At 38.3% G+C, this 16,411-nt stretch carries 17 protein-coding genes; 11 read left to right on the top strand and 6 right to left on the bottom strand.

What is annotated here, in order from left to right; all coding sequences use genetic code 11:
- The first annotated feature begins 176 nt into the window (after nt 1-176).
- From FBQ94_RS11785 to FBQ94_RS11835, 11 genes are all read left to right on the top strand, one after another.
- Nucleotides 177-1,193 (top strand): DUF1573 domain-containing protein, encoded by a 1,017-nt coding sequence (locus FBQ94_RS11785; RefSeq protein WP_007219984.1) that lies wholly within the window; start codon nt 177-179, stop codon nt 1,191-1,193.
- Between the two features lie 85 nt (nt 1,194-1,278).
- Nucleotides 1,279-2,565 (top strand): multiheme c-type cytochrome, encoded by a 1,287-nt coding sequence (locus tag FBQ94_RS11790; RefSeq protein WP_285442153.1) that lies wholly within the window; start codon nt 1,279-1,281, stop codon nt 2,563-2,565.
- 59 nt (nt 2,566-2,624) lie between these two features.
- Entirely contained in the window at nt 2,625-3,641 is a 1,017-nt protein-coding gene (gene galT / locus FBQ94_RS11795; protein WP_007219982.1) for a galactose-1-phosphate uridylyltransferase, read from the top strand.
- A 5-nt stretch (nt 3,642-3,646) separates the two neighbouring features.
- Nucleotides 3,647-5,113 (top strand): glycogen synthase GlgA, encoded by a 1,467-nt coding sequence (gene glgA / locus FBQ94_RS11800; protein ID WP_007219981.1) that lies wholly within the window; start codon nt 3,647-3,649, stop codon nt 5,111-5,113.
- Nucleotides 5,114-5,171: 58 nt separating this feature from the next.
- On the top strand, nt 5,172-6,890 hold the full coding sequence (locus FBQ94_RS11805) for an ATP-binding protein (protein WP_007219980.1): 1,719 nt from the start codon (nt 5,172-5,174) through the stop codon (nt 6,888-6,890).
- Nucleotides 6,891-6,911: 21 nt separating this feature from the next.
- Entirely contained in the window at nt 6,912-7,268 is a 357-nt protein-coding gene (locus tag FBQ94_RS11810) for a response regulator (protein ID WP_007219979.1), read from the top strand.
- A gap of 53 nt (nt 7,269-7,321) precedes the next feature.
- Nucleotides 7,322-7,858 carry a YqhA family protein gene (locus FBQ94_RS11815; protein ID WP_007219978.1) on the top strand — a complete coding sequence of 179 codons (537 nt, stop codon included), beginning with the start codon at nt 7,322-7,324 and terminating at the stop codon, nt 7,856-7,858.
- A gap of 58 nt (nt 7,859-7,916) precedes the next feature.
- Nucleotides 7,917-9,029: a molecular chaperone DnaJ gene (gene dnaJ / locus FBQ94_RS11820; protein WP_007219977.1), complete on the top strand. Its 1,113-nt coding sequence runs from the start codon at nt 7,917-7,919 to the stop codon at nt 9,027-9,029.
- A 125-nt stretch (nt 9,030-9,154) separates the two neighbouring features.
- Nucleotides 9,155-9,967 (top strand): cobalt-precorrin 5A hydrolase, encoded by an 813-nt coding sequence (locus FBQ94_RS11825; protein WP_007219976.1) that lies wholly within the window; start codon nt 9,155-9,157, stop codon nt 9,965-9,967.
- The gene (gene cobJ, locus FBQ94_RS11830; protein ID WP_007219975.1) at nt 9,961-10,677 is read left to right on the top strand and encodes a precorrin-3B C(17)-methyltransferase; all 717 of its coding nucleotides are present in this window, start codon (nt 9,961-9,963) and stop codon (nt 10,675-10,677) included. Before FBQ94_RS11825 ends, cobJ begins: the two co-directional genes overlap by 7 nt.
- A 404-nt stretch (nt 10,678-11,081) precedes the next feature.
- The gene (locus FBQ94_RS11835) at nt 11,082-11,897 is read left to right on the top strand and encodes a hypothetical protein (RefSeq protein WP_007219974.1); all 816 of its coding nucleotides are present in this window, start codon (nt 11,082-11,084) and stop codon (nt 11,895-11,897) included.
- 40 nt (nt 11,898-11,937) lie between these two features.
- On the opposite strand, the gene FBQ94_RS11840 is transcribed toward FBQ94_RS11835, so the two are convergent.
- The 6 genes from FBQ94_RS11840 to FBQ94_RS11865 form a co-directional block, all read right to left on the bottom strand.
- Nucleotides 11,938-12,204: a hydrogenase maturation nickel metallochaperone HypA/HybF gene (locus FBQ94_RS11840; protein WP_007219973.1), complete on the bottom strand. Its 267-nt coding sequence runs from the start codon at nt 12,202-12,204 to the stop codon at nt 11,938-11,940.
- A gap of 5 nt (nt 12,205-12,209) precedes the next feature.
- Entirely contained in the window at nt 12,210-12,716 is a 507-nt protein-coding gene (locus FBQ94_RS11845) for a hydrogenase maturation protease (protein ID WP_285442154.1), read from the bottom strand.
- Complete coding sequence (locus FBQ94_RS11850; RefSeq protein ID WP_007219971.1) at nt 12,709-14,013, bottom strand: Ni/Fe hydrogenase subunit alpha; 1,305 nt, start codon at nt 14,011-14,013, stop codon at nt 12,709-12,711. Before FBQ94_RS11850 ends, FBQ94_RS11845 begins: the two co-directional genes overlap by 8 nt.
- Nucleotides 14,014-14,125: 112 nt before the next feature.
- Nucleotides 14,126-14,914 (bottom strand): NADH-quinone oxidoreductase subunit B family protein, encoded by a 789-nt coding sequence (locus tag FBQ94_RS11855; protein WP_040543075.1) that lies wholly within the window; start codon nt 14,912-14,914, stop codon nt 14,126-14,128.
- Between the two features lie 185 nt (nt 14,915-15,099).
- Entirely contained in the window at nt 15,100-15,939 is an 840-nt protein-coding gene (locus tag FBQ94_RS11860) for an FAD/NAD(P)-binding protein (protein ID WP_007219969.1), read from the bottom strand.
- Nucleotides 15,940-15,949: 10 nt separating this feature from the next.
- The gene (locus tag FBQ94_RS11865) at nt 15,950-16,411 is read right to left on the bottom strand and encodes a cyclic nucleotide-binding domain-containing protein (protein WP_007219968.1); all 462 of its coding nucleotides are present in this window, start codon (nt 16,409-16,411) and stop codon (nt 15,950-15,952) included.

Raw genomic sequence — 16,411 nt, forward strand, 5'->3', positions numbered from 1 at the left:
CCGTGAGGACGCAGAGAGAGAAGTCAACAATACAAGAGCTGGGTTCTGTGGGCTCTCCCACTACCCAGCTCTTGCTGTTTCAGGAATGTATTAAGAATTTCCTGAAACAAAAGATTTAAATTGTTATAATACTTATAGTTGTTAAGTATGTTTATGTTTTAGGAGATGCTTGTATTATGAAACAAGTTAGGACTTACATAATAATAACCTTCTTAATTTTTATAATAAAATTTGACATCTCAATAGCGAACATTACAAAAACTGAAGATAGTAATAAAAAAACCACAGAAAGGCCTAAAATAATTTTTGAAGAACAGGTATATGATTTTGGTAAAATTTATATTGGCGAGAATATAAAACATGGATTTAAATTTAAAAATATAGGATCTGGTGAGTTAATTATAAAGAATGTTAAATCATCATGCGGTTGCACTGCTGCTCTTGTGTCAAAAGATAAATTATTGAATAATGAAGAGGGAGAAGTAGAGATAAAGTTTAATCCCGGTCATTATGTTGGGAAAACAACAAAGTCAGTTGTGGTAAATTCTAACGATCCGGAAAATCCACAATATAAACTAACTATTACCGGAGAAATAATTGAAGAGGTTATAGTTAATCAGAAACTCGTTAATTTTGGTATTATCAAAAAAGGAGATACTTGCACCAGGAGTTTTGAGGTAAAGACAATACCAGAATTAAAAACTGAAATAAAGAAGGTAGAATCGCCAAATCCTTATATTACAATTACTCAAAATAAAATAAATGATAATCACTATAGTTATCAAGTGGTAATGAATAAGTATGATTATATCGGAAGATTTACAGGAATTATTTTTATCTATACAAATAGTAGTAAACAAGAAAGAATTGATATACCATTTTTTGGAGAAATTGTTGGTGATGTAACCTTTTACCCTGACGTTTTATCCTTTGGTTATATTCAAAAGGGACAAGATGTTAAAAAAACAGTAATTGTCAATTTTATGAATAAAAATGTAAAAATAGAAAAAATTGAGATTGATCCTGATATGGTAAATTATCAGATATCTGAGTTAAGTAATAGTAAAAAAATTGATGTTAAGTTGAGCAAGGATAGTGCAGTTGGAAAAATTACAGGAAACTTAAGGATATATACGAATAGTAGTATTCAACCGGTTATTACTATTCCTATTCATGGTGAAATAAGAGGATAAATAATATTTCTTTCTTATGAAGTATTTTAATTATTGTGCCATTTTTTTGTTTATTTTTTTACCTATTAAGATTTATGGCGCTCCAATGCAGGCGCTCATAATATTTTCAGGAGAAGAGCTGGGGAATCTGGAACCGTGTGGTTGTTATGAAGGACAAATTGGAGGTATCTCGAGAAGACACACCTTTATAAATTCTTTTGTAAAACAAAAAAATATAATTCTTCCGGTAAGTTTGGGAGACCTCTCCAAGGGGTATGGGAGGCAAGAGGAAATAAAAACGGAGATCTTAGGTCGTGCAATGCAAGAAATGGGTTATGTACTGCATAGTCTCGGAGAGAAAGATGTTGAAACAGGTCCACAATTACTAAGTTATTTATCGCAGGTAAACAATACTACCTTCCTTGCCAGTAATGTAAAAATTATTGCTCCATTTCCGATGAAGGTTCATCAATACGTCTTAAAAGAATACTCTCATTCTGAATATTCTTTTAAAATTGCCTTTTTGAGTATTCTCTCAAAATCTTTTTCCAGTGCGAGTATTGCAAATTATGTCAATATTTATGAGCCGGTACAGGCGCTAAAGCCTTTGATTAAAAGGTTACATGATAAGGTAAATATAATAGTACTTCTTTCACATACGCCAAAAGAAGAATCAATAGAGATTGCAAAATTCTTTCCTGAAATAGACTTAATTATAACCGGACATGATATAGAGGACCCACAGGACTCGATAATATATGTTAATAATATCCCAATTGTTTCCCCTGGAAAAGGTGGGAAATATATTGGGATTGCAAGATATTCGATACAGAGGAACGCTACAAAGAGAATGTCAGTTGATATTATTCCATTAGATCGTAAATATAAAGATTCTGAAAAAATGAAACTTTTACTCGAAGAGTATCAGCGAATGTTAAAAGAGGAAGATTTATTGAGTAAGGTATCTCAGGTATCTCTTCCAGATGGATTAGCATATGCAGGTAGCTCCGCTTGCGGGATATGCCACAAAATGATATACGATCATTGGAGTAAAACGGCACACGGGGTATCATACGAAACCCTGGTTTATTCCGGACATCAATACGATCCAGAGTGTATTAAATGTCATACAACCGGTTATGGGTATGTTTCTGGATTCTTAAACTATGAAGAGAATCAGAATTTAATAAACGTAGGTTGTGAGAGTTGTCATGGTGCTGGAAGTTTTCATATCAGGAATGTAAACGAAACATCTTATAGTTTAACCGATGAAAATATTTGTGAGACATGTCACGATAGTGAGCATAGTCCGGGATTTGAAAGAAATGAATACTGGAGAAGAATTGTACATCCTGAGGAAACACTGACGAACTTGCCTAAGGTTATGAAATAATATGGCAGATATAATAGCAAAGAGAACTATTTTTAGCATGATATAGGAGGAAAATGAAAATGCCCGAACTTCGAAAGGATCCTGTTTCGGGACGCTGGGTAATTATTGCTACAGAAAGGGCTATGCGACCAAGTGATTTTCGGACAGAACCGCAGATTATTAAAGGTGGTTTCTGCCCTTTTTGCGAAGGAAATGAGGATAAAACTCCCCCCGAAATTATGGCATATCGAGAAAAGGGTACTCAGCCAAATGCGAAAGGTTGGAGAGTAAGAGTGGTATCTAATAAATTCCCAGCGTTGAGAGTTGAAGGAAATTTGAATAAACGCGGCGAAGGAATCTACGATGTGATGAACGGTATTGGAGCACATGAAGTAATTATCGAAAGCCCAAGGCATATCATTTCTATGACAGAGCTTGATAATGATCATGTTGAAGAGATATTGTGGACATACCGGGATAGATTGGTGGATTTGAAAAAAGACAAACGTTTTATCTACGGATTACTTTTTAAGAATGTTGGTATAGCTGCCGGAGCATCACTGGAGCATTCCCATTCACAATTGATTGTCACCTCCATTGTGCCTATTACTGTCATGCACGAGATGAGCGGATGTGAAGAATTTTATAAATACCGGGGCCGTTGCTTATTTTGTGATATGGTACAACAGGAGATATCTACGGGAGTAAGAATCGTGGTAGAAGAGGATAACTTTGTTGCATTTGCACCCTATGCTTCAAGATTTCCGTTTGAAATATGGATTCTACCAAAAAATCATTCCTCCCATTTTGAGAATTTGCAAAAACTCGAGATTGAAGAACTGGCTCAAGTGTTACGGATGACTCTTCTTAAGCTCGAAGCATCATTAGAATTTCCCCCTTATAATTACATTGTTCACACAACACCTTTTGTTTTTGGGGAAATAGAACATTATCATTGGCATATCGAGATTATTCCCCGATTGACAAAAGTTGCAGGATTTGAATGGGGTAGTGGTTTTTATATAAATACGGTGACACCGGAAAGCGCTGCAGAATTTCTGAGAAATGTAAGTACAGAGAAGAAGATTGAGGAATAACGATTGTGAGAGTTGCCTATTTATCATCAGAAGTCATACCGTTTGCAAAAACCGGCGGTCTTGCCGATATAGCCGGGGCAATACCGAAAAGTATCCAGAAGCAAGGTGTGGAAATTATAGTAATTATGCCACTCTACGGTATAATAAAAGAAAATCATTATCCTCTGACAAAAACAGATATCCAGGTTGAGGTAAGAATTGGTGATACATTGAGGACTGGATATGTATACAGAGGTTTTTTGCCAGATACGCAAGTACCGGTTTACTTTTTGGATAATGATCAATACTACGGAAGAAAAGGGTTGTACAATTACCCTTGTACAACAAAAGATTATGAGGATAATAGTGAACGCTTCATCTTTTTTGCCCAAGCGGCTTTAAAAGCTATCGAAAAGTTAAAGATTTTTCCTGATATAGTGCATTGTAATGACTGGCAGACAGGGCTTGTTCCCGTCTATCTAAAAACAACGTATGCAAAAAGAGGATGTTTTAAAAATACAAAGATAATGATGACTATTCATAATCTTGCGTATCAGGGGATATTCTGGCATTGGGATATGAATCTTACCGGTCTGGATTGGAGCCTCTTTAACTGGAAACAATTAGAATTCTACGGAAAACTAAATTTCTTAAAGAGCGGAATCGTTTTTAGCGATCTTATCACTACGGTTAGTAAGACTTACGCAAAAGAGATTCAAACTCCCGAGTATGGTGCTGGTTTGGATAGTGTATTAAAAGAAAGGGCAAAAGATCTTTATGGAATTATTAACGGGATTGATTACACCATATGGAATCCGGAAACTGATAAGCTTATAATTGCAAATTATGGAAGAAAAGACCTTCGCGGGAAATTACTTTGCAAAAGGGCTTTACAAAATAAATTTAAACTTCCGGAAAAAGATATCCCTCTTGTTGCAATGATAACACGTTTGACCGCGCAGAAGGGATTAGATTTAGTTGTGGATAAGTTTCAGGATTTAATGAAAATAAATCTTCAATTTATTTTGTTGGGTAATGGTGAGCAACGATATCATAAATTATTTCAGGATTATGCAAAAGCATTTCCTTCAAAAGTAGCAGTAAAATTGGCTTTTGATGAACGTTCTGCTCATGAAATTGAGGCTGGAGCGGATATATTCCTCATGCCATCTCGATTTGAGCCATGTGGACTTAATCAGTTATATAGTTTAAAATATGGAACAGTTCCAATAGTTCGGGGCACTGGAGGCCTTGCTGATACCATAACCGACATTGGCTCAAGAGCTGCTCCTCATAAGGAGGCAAATGGATTTTTATTTGAAAAATACGATTCAGATTTACTTATGGCTACTATTGTAAAGGCAATAGACTTTTTTAAGAATAAGATTCGATGGGCCGAGCTTATGAGAAATGGAATGGCGCAGGATTGGTCATTAGAAAGAAGTGCGCTTGAATACATTGCGCTTTATAAAAGATTAGGAGAAGGGAAATAGGGACAGAGTTTGTGTTTTTATATATTTTTTATCAATAGGTATAGAAAAAGTTTTTGCTATGTTACCTCACATCCTGAAAGATAACATTGAAGATATTTTCAAGAATATTATAGATGCACTCGATGCCGGATTATCTATTTTAAATAAAGACTTACATATCATTTGGTCTAATAAAATCCTCTCTGATATGTTAAATTTAAAATACAATCCTATAGGGAAAGCATGTTACGATGTGTATAAATGTGGATGTTCGGATATTACGAATTGTTCTGTTCTTAAAATGCTTTCGCATGGTGAGAGGCAATATAGTGAGACCCAGCTTATTACAGAAAAAGGAGAAAGGCAATATATTAAAAATATTTCAGTACCTATTAGAGACGAGAAAGATGATATTATTTCCTTAATTAGATTTTCAATAGATGTTACCGAGAAGGAAGAAAAGATTCGGCAACTTTCTTTATTACGGAAACTTTCCGAGTTAATGCATGGAACATTGCAAATTGATCGGCTACTTCATTTAATTTTAACCTGTGTGACAGCCGGAACTGCTTTAGGATTCAACCGTTCAAGGCTTTTCCTCGTGGATAAAGAACGAAATATTGTCTATGGAAAAATGGCTGTTGGACCCTCCAGCTGGGAAGAAGCATATAAGATATGGGGTGAAATAGCCAATAAGTATGAAAGGTTAGAGGATCTCATTAGAGCATCTGAAGATAATTACCGTGATGATACTCCATTGCATATGATTACAAGATTAATGGCATATTCTTTGACAGATGAAAAAGAGCTCATTGTATCATGTATAAAGAGTAAAAAGCCGATTTTAGAAAAAAATGCCTTTTATAATCCTAATATTAATAAAAAATTTGTAAGTATGATTGATGCGAATGAATTTGTTTGTGTACCGTTAATCGTAAAAGAAGAAGCGATAGGAGTTATTTGCGCTGATAATTTTTATAGTTGTAAACCTATAACAGAAGAGCATGTTCAACTTTTAAGCACTTTTGCAAGCCAGGCAGCATTAGCAATTGAAAATGCAGAAGCATATAAAAAATTAGGGGAAAAGATTCAACAACTCGGAGAGACCCAGGAAAGATTAATTCGCTCGGAAAGACTTGCCGTTATAGGCAATATGGCAGCATATATTGCTCACGAAATCCGTAACCCACTGGTAACTATTGGCGGTTTTGCAAGAGCTATCCTGCGGATTTCTGATCAAGATAATCAAACAAGGCAAAGTATAGAGGTTATTGTTGAAGAAGTGAAACGACTAGAGAAAATCCTTGCAAATATTATGGATTTTAGTAAACCGTATGAACCTGTTAAAATACTGTCTCAGATCAATGAAATATTAGAAAATACGTGTTCTCTCATGGAACCCTACTTTAAGAGTGGTAATATTCAATTAACTAAGAAATTAGATACAAAAATACCGAAAATTATTATGGATTCAACTCAAATGAAACAGGTATTTTTAAATATTATAAAAAACGCTGTTGAATCAATGCCAGATGGAGGAATGCTTACGGTAGAAACCATGCCGGAAGGTCAATACATAAAAATTAATATTATCGATAGTGGTAAAGGTATGTCTGCTAAAACCATGAAAAATATCTTTACCCCATTCTTTACCACAAAAATGGATGGAACAGGCGTAGGGCTGGCAGTATCACAAAAAATCGTAGATGATCATGGGGGATATATAAAAGTTAATAGCTCATTGTCTGAGGGAACTACTTTCTCTATTTATTTGCCTGTGAAAAAGGAGCAACCGTGATTTAACAAAAAGGAGTGAATGATGAAAACAATTCTCGTAGTAGAGGATGATAAAAATCAACTCTTACTCTATAAACAAGAACTATTGCTTGAGGGATATAATGTTATTACTGCAAAGGATGGTTTGGAAGCTATACAAAAGGTAAATGAACAGATACCTGATCTTATCGTGATGGATATCAATATGCCAAAGATGAATGGTATTGAATCAATGAGCAGAATTTTACATGAACGAAAGATACCAATAATTATTAACACCGCTTATAGTAGCTATAAAGATGATTTTATGTCGTGGTCTGCCGATGCTTATATTATTAAGTCTTCTGACTTAAAGGAATTAAAAAACAAGATCAGGGAGTTACTAGGATACGAGGAATAAAATAAGTTTAGTTACTGTACAAGATTGATTTTGGTAAAAATTAAAGGAGTTGTATGACTGATCATGATATTCTATCCATAATAAATAACGCCTTCATTCATATTGGACGATATTTTGTAGCAATAGCCTCTATTCTTACGATTTTGGCCTCTGGTTTTTTAATCTTTGCAGGAATTTGGGAGTTTATTAACGGTATTCCCGATATATTCAATTTTCTGTTCGACCATGGAGATCATCATTTTGAACTCTCCGTACATTTCATTTCTGCTATAGATTTATTCATGGTTGCTGTGGTAATGTTTGTTATGGGAATTGGACTTTTTGAATTATTTGTAGATAGAAATCAATCTGTTAGCTATCCTCACTGGTTGAGAATACATGATCTGAATGATTTAAAGGAAAAATTGATTGCTGCAGCCGTGGTAGTTATCGTTATTACTTTTTTAAAACATATTGTAATGTGGGAAAACCCATTGGAGACCTTATATTTTGGTGGCGCAATAGCTATCGTTATTTTGTCGATTACGTTATTCTCAAAGCTGGTAGTAGGCACTGATGCGAAAAAAAGAAAGGAATATGAGACAAAATAATGGAAGAAATATGCTTTTTTATTGAATAATGTTATAAATGAACATAAGATGATGAATCATGCCAGATAAAAGAGATTATTATGAGGTATTAGGGATAGATAAAAATGCATCGAAAGAAGAGATTAAAACAGCTTATCGTACCCTTGCAAAAAAATTCCATCCGGATCTTAACAAGGATAATCCAAAATTAGCTGAAGAAAAATTCAAAGAGATGTCAGAGGCGTATGAAGTATTGATCGATGATAACAAAAGGTCTCGGTACGACCAATATGGTCACGCCGGTGTTGCCTCTGATTTTGGCAAAGAAGGATTTACATGGCAGGATTTTAGTCACGTCAGCGATTTGGAGGATATTTTTGGACACAATATTTTTTCAGATTTCTTTGGTCGTGGCAGCGTCTTTAGTGATTTCTTCGGCAGACGCAGATGGGGGTTTTTCGAACAGCCGGAGGAACAGATTAAACGGGCGCTGGTTGAGATTACTCTTGAACAAGCATACCGGGGGGTTAGCGCAGAAGTTGCTATTCCTCGTATAGATATATGTGAGAGTTGTGGCGGAAATGGTGCTAAAAGCGGTACATCTCCTGATGTTTGTAGTCATTGTAAAGGAAAGGGAGAAGTAAAACAGGAACAATTACAGGGGTTTGGCAGGATTATTAAGATAGGGGCATGCCCTGTTTGTAAAGGACGGGGAAAGGTTATTGAGCATCCTTGTCCAACTTGCCATGGAAATGGTCAGGTACAAAGATTCGATAAAATTACTGTAAAAATACCCCCCGGTGTGGATAACGGAACAACCTTGAGGATATCAGCAGATAAGGATGATAGCAAATTAAAGGAGGATGTTTATGTAACCGTTTCCGTGCAATCTCATTCAGTTTTCCAAAGAAAGGGAAGTGATATTTATTTGGAAAAGACCATTGCCCTTACTGGGGCAGCTTTAGGTACGAAGGCTGAGGTGCCGACACTAGACGGAAACGCAGTGATGAAGATCCCTCCGGGAACACAGACTGACACATTATTTCGATTGAGAGGCAGCGGTATGCCACGCTTAAAAGGTCATGGACATGGCGATCAATATGTGCGCGTAATTGTGCGCACACCAAAGAATTTGACGAAGAGGCAAAGGGTATTACTTGAAGAATTTGAAGCTATCGAAAAGGAAAAATAGATAACTATATCTCCATAATTACTCAAAATATGGCGCAAAACCAAGGTTTGTCCCTACGATAATCCAACAGTATTTTGAGTAACTGCCTGTCTACCATCTCGCCATAGAAAATACGAGGGAAGCTTTTGAATATAGCTATTATCGCCTTAACGCAACAAGGACTGCAGATTGCACAAAGGATAGGGAAAAATTTTGAGCCTACTCCTTCGGTCTATGTATTGAAAAAGATAACAGAAAAAAATCCTCTTATGGAGTGTAACACATCTACCTATAGCATCACCTCTTTTTCTGAACCACTTCATCAATTAGTCAATCGGATTTTCAAAGAATATGATGGCCTTATATTCGTTATGGCAATTGGGATTGTGGTACGGATGATTGCGCCTTATGTAAAAGATAAATATACAGACCCTGCCATAGTAGTAATTGATGATGTAGGACGTTTTGTTATCAGTATGCTTTCCGGTCATGAGGGAGGAGCAAATCAATTGGCTTACCAGGTTGCTGCCATATTACATACGGATGCAGTAATCACTACAGGCACCGATGCGCAGAAAGACCTTATCATTGGCATCGGTTGTAAAAGAGGCATTTCGCCGGAGATTGTTAAGGAATCTATTATTCACGCGCTTCAAAAAGTAAATCTTGAGATAGAGCAAGTTAGATTACTCTCTACTATCGATATTAAATCTGAAGAACCAGGTTTATTACAAGCATCAGAGGAACTTGGTATTCCATTAAGGGTTATTTCTGCATGTGAAATTGCAACCTGTGTGAAAGAATATAGTAAATCCGATTTTGTTAAAGAGAAAATAGGCGTGGGGGGGGTATGTGAGCCCGCTGCACTTATTGCCGGGAGGAAAACACAATTAATTCTGACAAAACAGAAATATCCGGGGGTGACCATAGCCATCGCCCGGGAAAACTTTATGTGGTAGGTATAGGTCCCGGATCAAAATATGAGATTAGCCAGAGGGCGCTAGATGCATTAAAAGATTCCGATACCATTATTGGTTATACACTTTATATCGATCTCATACGGGATATCATAGAAAATAAACATATTATTGCCTCAACCATGCGGAAGGAGGTTGATCGTGTAAAATTGGCGATTCAAGAGGCACAGACCGGGAAAAAAGTGTCTATTATAAGCAGCGGCGACCCTGGCGTTTATGGTATGGCAGGACTTGTACTGGAAATGATCAGTAAAGAAAATATACCTGTACCGGTTGAAATTGTTCCTGGCATCCCCGCTGCGAATGCTGCCGCAGCTGTCCTCGGTGCGCCACTCATGCATGATTATGTTGTTATCAGCCTTAGTGATTTACTAACACCCTGGGAGGTTATAGAAAGGCGTGTAAAATCTGCTGCCGAAGCAGATTTTGTTATAGTGCTCTATAATCCCAAAAGTTCACAAAGAGATTGGCAAATTGAAAAAACTGCTGAAATTATTCTTGAATGGAAATCTCCTCATACTCCGGTCGGCATTGTGAAGGATGTAACGAGGGAAGGCGAAACTGTCGTTGTTACAACGCTTGATAAAATGACCTCTCATCCGATTGATATGACGACTATCATTGTCATTGGCAATTCAACTACATTTTTATATCGCGACTATATGATAACAAAAAGAGGCTATTTATTTTAGAAATACAGCAATATTACTTCTCCAAATTGAAAATTATGGATTTTGTGATATAATAGTACCAGAGTTGGGAAGTGAATAGTTGGGGTTAAACGTTCCCCAAAAGAAAAAAGTATGAGTAATGTACCTTAAAGGTACGTTGATGTACTTGAATGTATGTATATTTATAATCACTTCCCAACTCCAAAATGGCACTATTTGTTGAATTATTAATTGTATATTTTTCTTCAGGTTTCAGGGGTTTATGAAATAACGAACCGAATGAGGAAGTTGGCAAAACGAAGATAGCCTGGTATATCTAGGATTGTATGATCATAGGTATATCAGGCTATTTTCGTTTTCTTTGTATTTCGGTGAAGCAATCGTTACTATGTCAATTACCTATTTTTCATAGTGAGTAGTATGCAATGAATTACGAAGAAGAAAAGAAGAGACAAAATAATGAGTTACATGCTTATAACCTTGATCATCTCTCAGATAGTGACTTGTTGTTTCTTATTGAGAGCTATGTAACGAAGAGGTGCGATTATGAGCGCATAGCAAGCCAAATACAGGGAGATGCCGATATTATTACCCGGATGGTTGATAATGACCGTGTTTTCGAGAGGGTGATACGTGAAGGAAATAAAATCTTCCATGTGTCGCCTTATTTTTTATTTACCTTACTCGTCAGAAGGGTATTTAAGTTAAAAAAAGAAGATGGGGACTTTATTCATGATGCTGTTGCTGAATTAAATAGTTTGGCGCCTGCCTATCCATGGAATAAAAGTAAAATTGTAAAATTGCTCAATAGTATCGATGTATCGAACTATCTTGCAAACATGCTTGCGGTATTTCTGCGGACATCCCGATTCTACAAAATACAGAAATATGATGAAAAGCAATATCAATACATTATCGATATGATCGAAGAGATTCGATATTCCGATACTATCCGTAAATTTTATATTTATTGCCACATTGGTAATTATGCTTTATTCTTTACCGGTATGTTTCCTGAGTATATCGAGCATAAATTTAGATATAAGAAGACTCTTATAGATAGTCGATATTATATAGATTTCGGGAAAACATATTTTGGCCTGGCTTCTGAACATGACATGGCAAGACAACACGAGTTGGATGATACCTTGTGCTCCCTATCCGAAGGGTTTGAGATTATCATAAAATTATTGCACTATATGCGTAATGAATATCTTCCATCGAATAATCTCAAATTATAGACCTGCAATCTTAGGGAAATGAAAAGTATAACCTTGTATTTTAGCTGTTCATAATTTCGATGTTTTCAAGCAGGACATCCTGAGATTGCGGATGGGTTGTATCTGTCATGACTTCGATAGTTAACCGGGCTCCTTCGGCAACTGTTCCTTGTGAAGCATGGATAAAGTGCTCACGAAAGTGATCCGGTGAGATGTGAGACAGGGCGCCAAGCTTAACCGTAAGGCTAATTATTTTGCTTGCATGCTCTTCACGCGCGATGGATGATAAGGTATCAATAAGGCTTTTCATAAGAAAAAACTCGTGCATATATTCTAAGATACCTTGAGAAAAGAATGAATGTCTTGTCGCAATCGGTTTACAACTTCTTGCACCGCTGTATTTACTTCGGGAGAAATCCCAATGCCTGCCTCAAAGCGCTTTCCTTCAATACCATAAACAATAAGATGTGATGGCAACTGATTAAGAGTGCGCGCAAGTTCTATGATTTCAGCAACACCGAAGGTGTGTGTGGAGTAACGAAAAAATTCTGAGGGCAGAGGGTGCGCAGATGCATCAAACCTATGGATAGTCCCTGGTTTTGTTCCAGAATGGACTGCATCGATGAGGATAACGGTATCAGCATTCTTCCATGACTCCATGAAAGCTACGCCATTGCCGCTTCCTTCAAGAACAGAAACATAATCGGGTACGTGCTTCTTGAGATGCCGGGCAGTAGCAAGCCCGACTGCGTCATCTCCGCGATACATATTGCCGATGCCAATGATGAGAATGCGGGGTGTATTTGCGCAGATGGTTTGAATAATGTTATTCTTATTCACGATCAATAGTGAGCTTTAAGAAATGTGTAGCGCATGAGATACAGGGATCATAGTTACGTATTGCCTTCTCGCAATCATATTTGAGTTTTTCAGAAGGGAGGTCCAGGTATTTGGGGATAAATTGCCAAAGATCATTTTCAATGGTCTTTTGATTTTGTGATGTTGGCGGGACTATTTTAGCATCAAGGATTCTACCATTGTCATCAATACGGTAACGATGATAGAGAATGCCCCGTGGCGCTTCCGTACAACCGTATCCGGTACCGGCAATTGGTTGAAAGGGTATTGCAGGTATTTCAGGTTTTTCGTATTGGCCGATGATACGGAGGGCCTCATCACAGGCATAAACCATCTCCACACTTCGCACGATAATGCTTTTAAACGGATTCCGGCAAACAGGCGAGAGCCCTGCGGAATGTGCTGCCTCTTTTGCCAAAGGAGAAAGCCGGTCGAAATTCAGATTAAATCTGGCAAGAGGACCGACAAAATATGCGCCACGCTCTTTCAGTTTAGAATGAAGCGCATTCGTATACGCTACCTGTTCTTCGATAAAATGATTATCATATTCATGCACAGAAATATCTAATCCTTTATTTGAAATAAGTTTGCCTTCATTGAATGGATACTCATCGGGATGCCGAAGGGAGACAAATTCATAATCTTGTTCAAAATCCGGGTAATCAAATTCAGCCGTCCATCTCACTGCTTCCAGGGCAATATCCCTTGCCCTTTTTAGCTTTTCCGTTAGGGTATTTAGTTCCTGTTTCGTTAATGCCTTGTAAAACCCTCCGACCCGCACATTTATGGGATGAATTTCCCTGCCCCCTATAAGGATAACAACTTCATTGCCTGTTTTTTTTAACTGCAGTCCACGTTGAACAATGTCGGGATAGTCTTTTGCCATTTGAATTGCATCATCATAGCCGAAAAAGTCAGGTGCATGTAACAGATATACATGGAGGGCGTGGCTCTCTATCCACTCTCCGCAATACAGGAGCCTGCGCAGCGCGCGAAGCTGGCCGTCAACCCTGATGCCAAATGCGTCTTCCATTGCATGTGACGAGCTCATCTGGTAAGCAACCGGGCAAATACCGCATATACGAGCGGTGATATCCGGCGCTTCACAAAAACTGCGTCCCCGTAAAAACGCCTCAAAGAAGCGGGGAGGCTCAAAGATTTTGAATTTAACATCTGTTACGGTATGACCTTTTATCTTTATATACAGTGCCCCTTCACCCTCAACACGGGCCAGGTAATCTACCTTGATCGTTTTAATTTTAGCTTTATCATTCTTCATATTAGCTTTATCATTCTTCATAGAGGAATTTTTATTTGGACAGAGAGGAATTTCAGTTCCGTAGGGCAACCCTTTAGGGTCGCCTTCTGCAAGGCGAAAGCCTTGCCCTACATCAATCCCGTTTTTTCGTATGGATTTTGCTCTCTTTATAAAAATGTTCTGAATTTCCGTAGTAGCTGCGGAAGTATCGTACGAGATCGGCCTCATTTACCCCAAGGCGTTTAAACCAACTACTTAAAGAGGCTGTATTCGGTGTTTCCTTCGGACCGTAGCAGCCGTAGCAGCCCCGGTTATAGGTTGGACAGAGCGCGCTACATCCTGCATGGGTTACTGGCCCCATGCAGGGGATGCCATGTGCAACCATTACGCAAACATTTCCACGCCGCTTACATTCAATACACACACTGTATGATGTCGTATTCGGTTTCCGTCCGTGCAGGAAGGCGCTGATGACATCGAGAAGCTGGTGTTTATTAATCGGGCAGCCCTGCAGCTCATAGTCAACATGGACATGCCGAGAAAACGGTGTTGATGTATCAAGTGTTTCAATATATTCCGGAGAAGGATATACGGCCGAAATAAAATCTTTTACGTCCGTGAAGTTGCGTAACGATTGAATACCACCTGCCGAAGCGCAAGCACCAAGCCCTATAAGGAGTTTGGATACCTTGCGGATCTTTTTAATGCGTTCGGCATCATGCTGGGTGGTGATCGACCCTTCAGCAAGGGAGATATCATAGGGGCCTTTCTTTACGGTACGGGAAGCTTCAAGAAAGACCGAGATATCGACCTTGTCCGCCAAGGTAAGTAATTCATCCTCGCAGTCCAGAATCGTTAGCTGACAACCATCACAGGATGCAAATTTCCAGACGGCAAGTTTTGGTTTTCGTTTTTGAGCCATGGTAATTTTATATGAATTTAGCCACGAATGGGCACGAATTGTCACGAATGACAAATAAAAACCCGAAGATAAAAAAATGGGTATAAAAATTTATACTCTTCTTTCACTAAATATTTTTCATTTACTTTTCTATTACTAAATTTTTTTCTTTTATTCGTGTAAATTCGTGTCCATTCGTGGCTAAATCAAATCTCCCGCTTTCCAAAAAAGTTTTTAATACCGTCGTAGTTGAATACAGGACCGTCTTTGCATACGAAGACAGGTCCAAACTGACAATGACCGCAAAAACCAATTCCACATCTCATATTGCGTTCCATCGAAATAAAGATATTGTCATCTCCGGCGCCGCAATTTTGCAACTCCGCTATGGTGAATCGCATCATTACCTCAGGGCCACAAATCATAGCAATAGCACGCGAAGGATTAAACTGCGCTCTGCGTATGAGTGTAGTAACGACACCGACATCTCCACGCCAATTTCCATCGGAATTATCAACGGTAACCTGTACTTCGACATCAAAATGTTCCCGCCATTGTTCCAGATCATGTTTGTAAAGTATATCTTCCGGTGTTCTGGCGCCATAGAGGAGGACTATTTTTCCATACTGATTGCGTTGTGAGATAAGGTGGTACATAGCAGGGCGGAGCGGCGCTAATCCAATCCCTCCTGCTACCATAACAACATCTTTTCCTATTGCCTTCTCTACGGGCCAATGACTCCCAAACGGACCTCTTACTCCCAATACCTCGCCTTGTTTCAATTTGCGCATAGCCTTCGTTACTACTCCTACTTCACGTACCGTATGCTTGTACAGATGAGGATTGATAGGATCGCCGCTTAGGGAAATAGGGGCTTCACCAACTCCAAATACATACAGCATATTGAACTGCCCGGCAGCAAATGATACATCGCCAGTACCACTTACTGGCTTAAGATCGATAGTAAACGTATCGTGTGTTTCTTTCTGCACCCGTTGTATACGGAATGGGCTTGGAGACATTGGCTCCGGAATATTCTTTCGCATCGTCCACCTCTTATGTACGAACGCTATAGACATCAAGAATCTGCAATCTGGTTGACTCCAACCGCGATGCAATGACAGCAGCAAAACGCTTAAGCAACTTATAGCCCAGATCATGGTCTTGTTCACATTTGGAACGTAAGCGTCTTCCATCAAGGAGAATCGCATCGGTTGGTTCAACAGCCCGTGCATCAAATCGCCATTGATGGGGTGGTAGTAACCATGACCAACCCAAAACATCACCATATCCGACCGTTTGTATCATAATGGGACCACGTTCCGGCACAAATAGTTCAATGGCTACTTTACCCTGGAGAATGATATAGAAATAGTTTGCCGCTTCACCTTCACGGAAAATGGATTGTCCATCATGGAAGTGAATGGTTGATGCACATCCTGCAATAAAAGTAATATGGTGAGGATCGAGCCCTTTGAGAAACGGATGCTCTGATAAAGATTGTTCGGGTGTCTGCAT

Origin of the sequence: Candidatus Jettenia sp. AMX1, assembly GCF_030263775.1 — a bacterium.
Taxonomy (GTDB): domain Bacteria; phylum Planctomycetota; class Brocadiia; order Brocadiales; family Brocadiaceae; genus Jettenia; species Jettenia caeni.

Coding starts and splice junctions, on each gene's coding strand:
- FBQ94_RS11840 (WP_007219973.1), bottom strand. CDS start 12,204: ATGCACGAGTTTTTTCTTATGAAAAGCCTTATTGATACCTTATCATCC.
- FBQ94_RS11785 (WP_007219984.1), top strand. CDS start 177: ATGAAACAAGTTAGGACTTACATAATAATAACCTTCTTAATTTTTATA.
- FBQ94_RS11860 (WP_007219969.1), bottom strand. CDS start 15,939: ATGCGAAAGAATATTCCGGAGCCAATGTCTCCAAGCCCATTCCGTATA.
- FBQ94_RS11810 (WP_007219979.1), top strand. CDS start 6,912: ATGAAAACAATTCTCGTAGTAGAGGATGATAAAAATCAACTCTTACTC.
- FBQ94_RS11855 (WP_040543075.1), bottom strand. CDS start 14,914: ATGGCTCAAAAACGAAAACCAAAACTTGCCGTCTGGAAATTTGCATCC.
- galT (WP_007219982.1), top strand. CDS start 2,625: ATGCCCGAACTTCGAAAGGATCCTGTTTCGGGACGCTGGGTAATTATT.
- dnaJ (WP_007219977.1), top strand. CDS start 7,917: ATGCCAGATAAAAGAGATTATTATGAGGTATTAGGGATAGATAAAAAT.
- FBQ94_RS11805 (WP_007219980.1), top strand. CDS start 5,172: ATGTTACCTCACATCCTGAAAGATAACATTGAAGATATTTTCAAGAAT.
- FBQ94_RS11835 (WP_007219974.1), top strand. CDS start 11,082: ATGAATTACGAAGAAGAAAAGAAGAGACAAAATAATGAGTTACATGCT.
- FBQ94_RS11815 (WP_007219978.1), top strand. CDS start 7,322: ATGACTGATCATGATATTCTATCCATAATAAATAACGCCTTCATTCAT.
- FBQ94_RS11850 (WP_007219971.1), bottom strand. CDS start 14,013: ATGAAGAATGATAAAGCTAAAATTAAAACGATCAAGGTAGATTACCTG.
- FBQ94_RS11790 (WP_285442153.1), top strand. CDS start 1,279: ATGCAGGCGCTCATAATATTTTCAGGAGAAGAGCTGGGGAATCTGGAA.
- FBQ94_RS11865 (WP_007219968.1), bottom strand. CDS start 16,411: ATGCAGACACCCGAACAATCTTTATCAGAGCATCCGTTTCTCAAAGGG.